The following is a 5,554-nucleotide window of genomic DNA, read 5'->3' as shown; positions in this document are numbered from 1 at the left end:
GTAATAACTGGGATATTCAGCTTAATGTATGTTCCGTCAAACCTAATTGTCTGGGACAATTCAACGGTCACCTTTAATAATATTTTTGAACATCAAACACTCTTCCGAATGGGCCTTCTTGGCTATATAATTTGCTATATCACCTTTTTATTTTTACCATTGGTTTTATACAAATTACTAAAGCCAATTAATCATAAATATGCGTTATTGATGGTCGCATTGGCCGTGGTGAGCGTTCCAATGGCTCTAATAAATATCCAAAACCAATATAATGTGTTATCCGTAATGAGTGGTGAAAATTATCTCAAAATATTTTCAAATGAACAAATACAAGCACAAGTTTTACTTTATCTCAATCATTATGATAACGGTCACTTAATTACATCAGTGTTTTTTGGACTTTGGTTATTTCCTTTTGGTTATTTGGTATATAAGTCAGGATTTATTCCAAAAATTTTCGGAATATTCTTAATGCTTGGTTGTTTTAGTTATCTCATAAATTTTATTGGGAATACACTTTTCGTTAATTATCCGTCGCTTGGCATTGCTTCATATATACAAATACCGGCAAGTATTGGTGAAATAGGAATTTGCTTATGGCTCTTGATTATTGGAACGAAGCAAAAACGAGTCGATTAATTACACCAGAAATATATAATGATATATGCTAATTGAATCCTATAGAAAGCTCTATTCAAGAGAGCTTAAAAAACTCAAAATTGAAATTGAACTTTATAAGGATGAAGATAATCTATGGATTCGTGACAAGGAAATTGCAAATTCGGCTGGAAATCTCTGTCTTCATTTAATAGGGAATTTAAGCCATTTCATTGGACACGTTTTAGGTAAAACTGACTATGTCAGAAATAGGGAACTCGAATTTATAACCGACGATACTTCTAGAGAATATATGATTTATAGAATTAAAGAACTGGTAGAAATTGTAGACAATACTTTAAAAACATTAAATAATGATGAATTACAGAGAGATTATCCCATTTCAAAATTTGAAAGTACCGAATCAATAGAATTTTTGTTAGTCCATGCTCTTATGCATCTCAATTATCATGTAGGTCAAATAAATTACCACAGAAGGTTTCTCGATTTTTAATATTCTAAAGCTAAAACATTCAATTCTCGCATGAAAAAATCTATTAAATCAAAAAGTCAAATATATTTGAATTCCGTTGTTATTTCTTGGTTTTCAGTAGCGGTTGTAAGTCAGATTATTTTTGCGACATACGTGATACTATTTTACGGAAAGGCAACATTAAGTGGACATAGTGAATACTGGAATAAAATACTTCCTCATGGTTATGTTAATGGAGAGGTAATTGGCAACTTGGTTGTAGGTCTTCACCTGTTTTTGGCGGCAGTTATTATCGTAGGTGGTCCTCTTCAACTAATTACAAAAATCAGAAACAGGTTTCGAAAATTCCATCGTTGGAATGGTCGGATCTTTATTTTTACAGCATATGTATTAAGTATAACAGGATTGACAATGGTTTGGGGTCGAGGAGCTGTTGGTGGACTTGCACAGCATATTAGCATTAGCATCAACGCCATTTTGATAATAATCGCAGCGACAATGACTATTTTTTTCGCAGTCCGTAGAAATATCAAAATTCATAGTAGTTGGGCTATTCGACTTTATTTGTTGGTCAATGGTGTTTGGTTTTTTAGGGTTGGATTGTTTTTCTGGTTGTTCGTGAATAACGGGCCATATGGTTACGATCCCAAAACGTTTCAAGGCCCATTTTTGACTTTTTTGAGTATTTCCCAATATTCAATTCCTTTAATATTATTTGAATTATACCTATTTGCCAAAAGAAAAAACATAGCAATTTTGAATTATAGTGCATCTTTTATTCTTTTTCTTTTTATTCTGATTATCGCAATTGGAAGTTATTCGATAAGTACGTCTTTATGGTTTCCAATGATGGCGGAGTAAATCGAGAAGCAGTTTTAAAAAACATGATTATATATAATTCAATCTACTTAACTCTAATAACCATATTATTTTCCTTAAACCTTGTTCATAAGACGTTATTTAACATAAATACCAGATTAGGATGTTATTCTTATCCATTCCGTTTTTTTTAATATTTTTTACATACGATTAAAATAGTTCAAACAAAAATAGTATTCCTTAAATGGAAAAAATTGAAGTCTTTACTTGCAGGCGAGGTCGATTGTTTGATATTGTTTTCAAATATTTGTTTCTAAAATATATAGCATATGAGACAATCAATTACTATTAGATCTAAACATATATTCGTTTTAACGTTTAGTGCTTTATTTTCTATTCCTATCTTAATTAAAGCTCAAACTTTAGATTTGAACGCTTACACCAATTACAAAGGATATGAAACCTCTTTTAAAAATGGATTTATTTCCAAATTTGAATCTTCTTTATCGAAAAAATGGCATGGTAAGCATAATAATTCATTGAGCAGGATTGACGTTGATTATGATTACCACGGAATTACAGGAAGTTCCATGAATATTCCGCGCGCTCAATGTTCGGATTCTCAAGGTAATATTTACATTACTGGCAGTAGCGGTAATATCGAAAACAATTCAGGAGATATAACAACCATTAAAGTGAATTCTACGGGAGATATAGAATGGACATTAAGAATCCCTTCACCTGAATTTACAGTAAATTCTGGGACTGAAATTGCCATGGATAGCGATGGTTTCATTTACATAGTGGGCTATTTTTGGAACCAAACGAGCACAGATGTCATTGGGGTTAAAATGAGTAATGACGGAGAGCTTATTTGGCAGACTATGCTTGGCAATTCAAGCAGTTTTGATGTCCCTGCATCATTAACAGTTAACGGGCTTGGAGAGATGTACATCGCAGGGATAACATATCATAATTCAAAAGTCACATATTATATTTCTAAAATAAATAGCAATGGTCAAATTGTTTGGGAAAATATAGAAGACGATTTTCCAAGTCAAACTTGGAACGAACCTAGAATGATACATTACGATAGTAATGGAGATATTATCGTTTGTGGCACTGGTTTCGATGAAGACTTAAAGAGCAAAACAGTCACTGCAAAATATAGTAGTGATGGGTCACTAATTTGGAAAATTTTTAAAACTCATGAGGCAATCATTAATAATGAATCTATAATTACTGATGGTTGGCCAACTGATTTCGTAATTGACAATAATGACAATATTTATGTGGCCAATAATTTCTCATTAGAATTTTATTATTCATCTATGACTTTAAAATATGATTCTAATGGTGTTGAATCTTGGAATCAGATCTATCAGGTAGATGAAGAAAACACACGTATTACAAACATCTTCTACAATCAAAACTTAATATATTTAGGAGGATATCATTATGGAGGGGTAGCAGATGGTTTTACTGTGTCATCTTTGAATTTGGATGGAAGTTTAAACTGGATAGAAAATTCTATTGATCAATTGTCACCTTCAAAGGTTTCTATGTCAATGGATAATAACGAAATTTATTTGAATTCAATAGCATTTGATGCAGAAACTTTTGGCAGCATATTTTATTCGTCAAATTATTCTTTGATTTCAGGTAATTTGATTAATTCCAATACCTTCGACTTTGATAATTTGGATCAAAATTTCACTATCAATGATTTTTTTGAAGTTATAAATTATAACGATAGTAAAGCTCTTGTGTCATCAACATTTTATGGCCAATTAGGAAATGTATATGAAGTACGAAAGATTAACAATTCAGATAATTCACTTCTTTGGAACACAAAATTCATGTTGCAGAATTCATCAAAAACTGAAGTGCTGGAGTCTGTTGGTGATTCAAATAGTAATGTCTTTAGTTTGGTTCGCAGTTTTTATGTTGATGCGGACAATCCCAATGCTTTAAAACAGAAAAGCTACATATTAAAGCATGATGCCAATGGCAGTTTCATTTCAGAGGATTTAATTGATGATTCTGGGTTAACTTCAGTCAGATTAGTAGTGGATAAAAATGATGATGTGGTTGTTATGATTAAAGAAGGGCAATCAACTGAACTGAAATTAAAGAAATTCACAAATTCATTGCAATTAATTTGGGGAACTACATTGAATCTAAATAGTTTTCAGTCAGAATTGATTAGCACGGATAGTCAAAATAATATCTATATCGTGAGTGCGACGGAGACTCAAATGGTTCCTTTCGTAACAGATATTCACGTTTCCAAATACTCTTCAGATGGTGATTTCATCTTTGCTAATGCGTATAGACCAGATGATGAATCCTTTAGCTATAATTATGCCACGAAGATTCTCTTCGACGAAAATGACAATCTGTTCATCGGTGGAACATCAACATCAGTAAATAACGGAACAAATGTTCCAACACTCATAAGTATATCACCTTCAGGAAATACAAATTATTTTATGATGTATACAATTCAAGATTATTCTTCATCATTGGTGGATTTACAATCTCATAACAATGAGTTTTATCTTGGAGTAAGTTCAAGTGACCCACAGAGTTTCTCTAGCGGTATCCATTTGATTAAGGTAGGATCACAAGGTCAACTGTTATGGCAAACAGCATATTTCGAAGCGGATAAAAGTATTTTTTTAAATAAACTGTTATATTCTGCGAATGCAAACTCTTTTTACACGGTTAATTTTAAAGGAGGATTTTTTGATAGTAACCTTGAAGTGGTTTCATGGGATTTAAATGGTGACTTGTTAGGTTCTTATATTCTGGACGATAATAATTACTATCAGGATGCATTTTTAGATGCCCAAAGCCTATATGTTTTAACTCAAAATCAAGATGATTTTAATTTCCCAAAAAGATTAATAAATTGGGCAGGTCCTTTTATTTCTTCCAAAGTAACAAAGATAAGTTTTGACCTTTTATCTGCTGAATCATTTGATTTTACAGGGCCAAATTATTCATTATTTGAACCCAAACAGTTAATTCCTTTGAATAATTCGAATCTATTGTTATCTGGAAGGCTGTTTCATGAGGAGTTGTTTTTCGAAGGTTTGAAGTTTTTTAGTATTCCCTATGATCAAATTTTGAGTGTGCCCACTTTTCCAGAAATTGAGAAATTGCGTTTCTATTGCTATCCTAATCCGACTGTAAATTCTGAAACTAACATTTCATTTAATTTGAAAGAAGCAGAACTTGTCAGGGTTAGTTTATATGATATCAATGGTAGGTTTTTAAAAGAAATGGTTAATAAAGTATTTAATCAAGGAACAAACAAAATGAAGATTAAATTAGATTCCCTTTCCAAAGGAATCTATGTCTTGGAACTTCAAAAAGACAGTGGTAAATTGACTACAAAGTTAATAGTGACTAATCAGTGATTGAGTAAATCAGGAAGTAATGCTAAAAATGATTATATAAATGATTCAATTTACTTAACTCATATAAACACATAATTTCCCTTAAACTTTCTGCAGTAGACGTTATTGACCATAAAAGCAAAACTAGAATGTAGTTAACTTCCTTTTCGTTTTTTCACTTAAGTTTTTCCTCCAATTGAAATCGTTCAAAAAAAAAATTAGTTTCCATAAAATAGAAAAC

4 protein-coding genes are annotated in these 5,554 nt (G+C 31.5%); all 4 read left to right on the top strand.

Annotated features, from left to right (window positions below):
- On the top strand, window positions 1-639 hold a 639-nt coding region (locus A9996_RS18870), incomplete at its 5' end, for a DUF4386 domain-containing protein (protein WP_066438992.1).
- A 25-nt stretch (window positions 640-664) separates the two neighbouring features.
- Window positions 665-1,111, top strand: coding sequence for a DinB family protein (locus A9996_RS18865; RefSeq protein WP_066438990.1), 447 nt, complete (start codon window positions 665-667; stop codon window positions 1,109-1,111).
- A gap of 30 nt (window positions 1,112-1,141) precedes the next feature.
- Complete coding sequence (locus A9996_RS18860) at window positions 1,142-1,951, top strand: DUF2306 domain-containing protein (RefSeq protein WP_066438987.1); 810 nt, start codon at window positions 1,142-1,144, stop codon at window positions 1,949-1,951.
- 287 nt (window positions 1,952-2,238) lie between these two features.
- The gene (locus tag A9996_RS18855) at window positions 2,239-5,334 is read left to right on the top strand and encodes a T9SS type A sorting domain-containing protein (protein ID WP_066438985.1); all 3,096 of its coding nucleotides are present in this window, start codon (window positions 2,239-2,241) and stop codon (window positions 5,332-5,334) included.
- The last annotated feature ends 220 nt before the right edge of the window (window positions 5,335-5,554 follow it).

This window comes from Gelidibacter algens (genome assembly GCF_001678675.1).
In the GTDB taxonomy this organism is placed as follows: domain Bacteria; phylum Bacteroidota; class Bacteroidia; order Flavobacteriales; family Flavobacteriaceae; genus Gelidibacter; species Gelidibacter algens.
The sequence above is the reverse complement of the archived record's forward strand: the minus strand, read 5'-3'. Positions and strand labels throughout refer to the sequence as shown.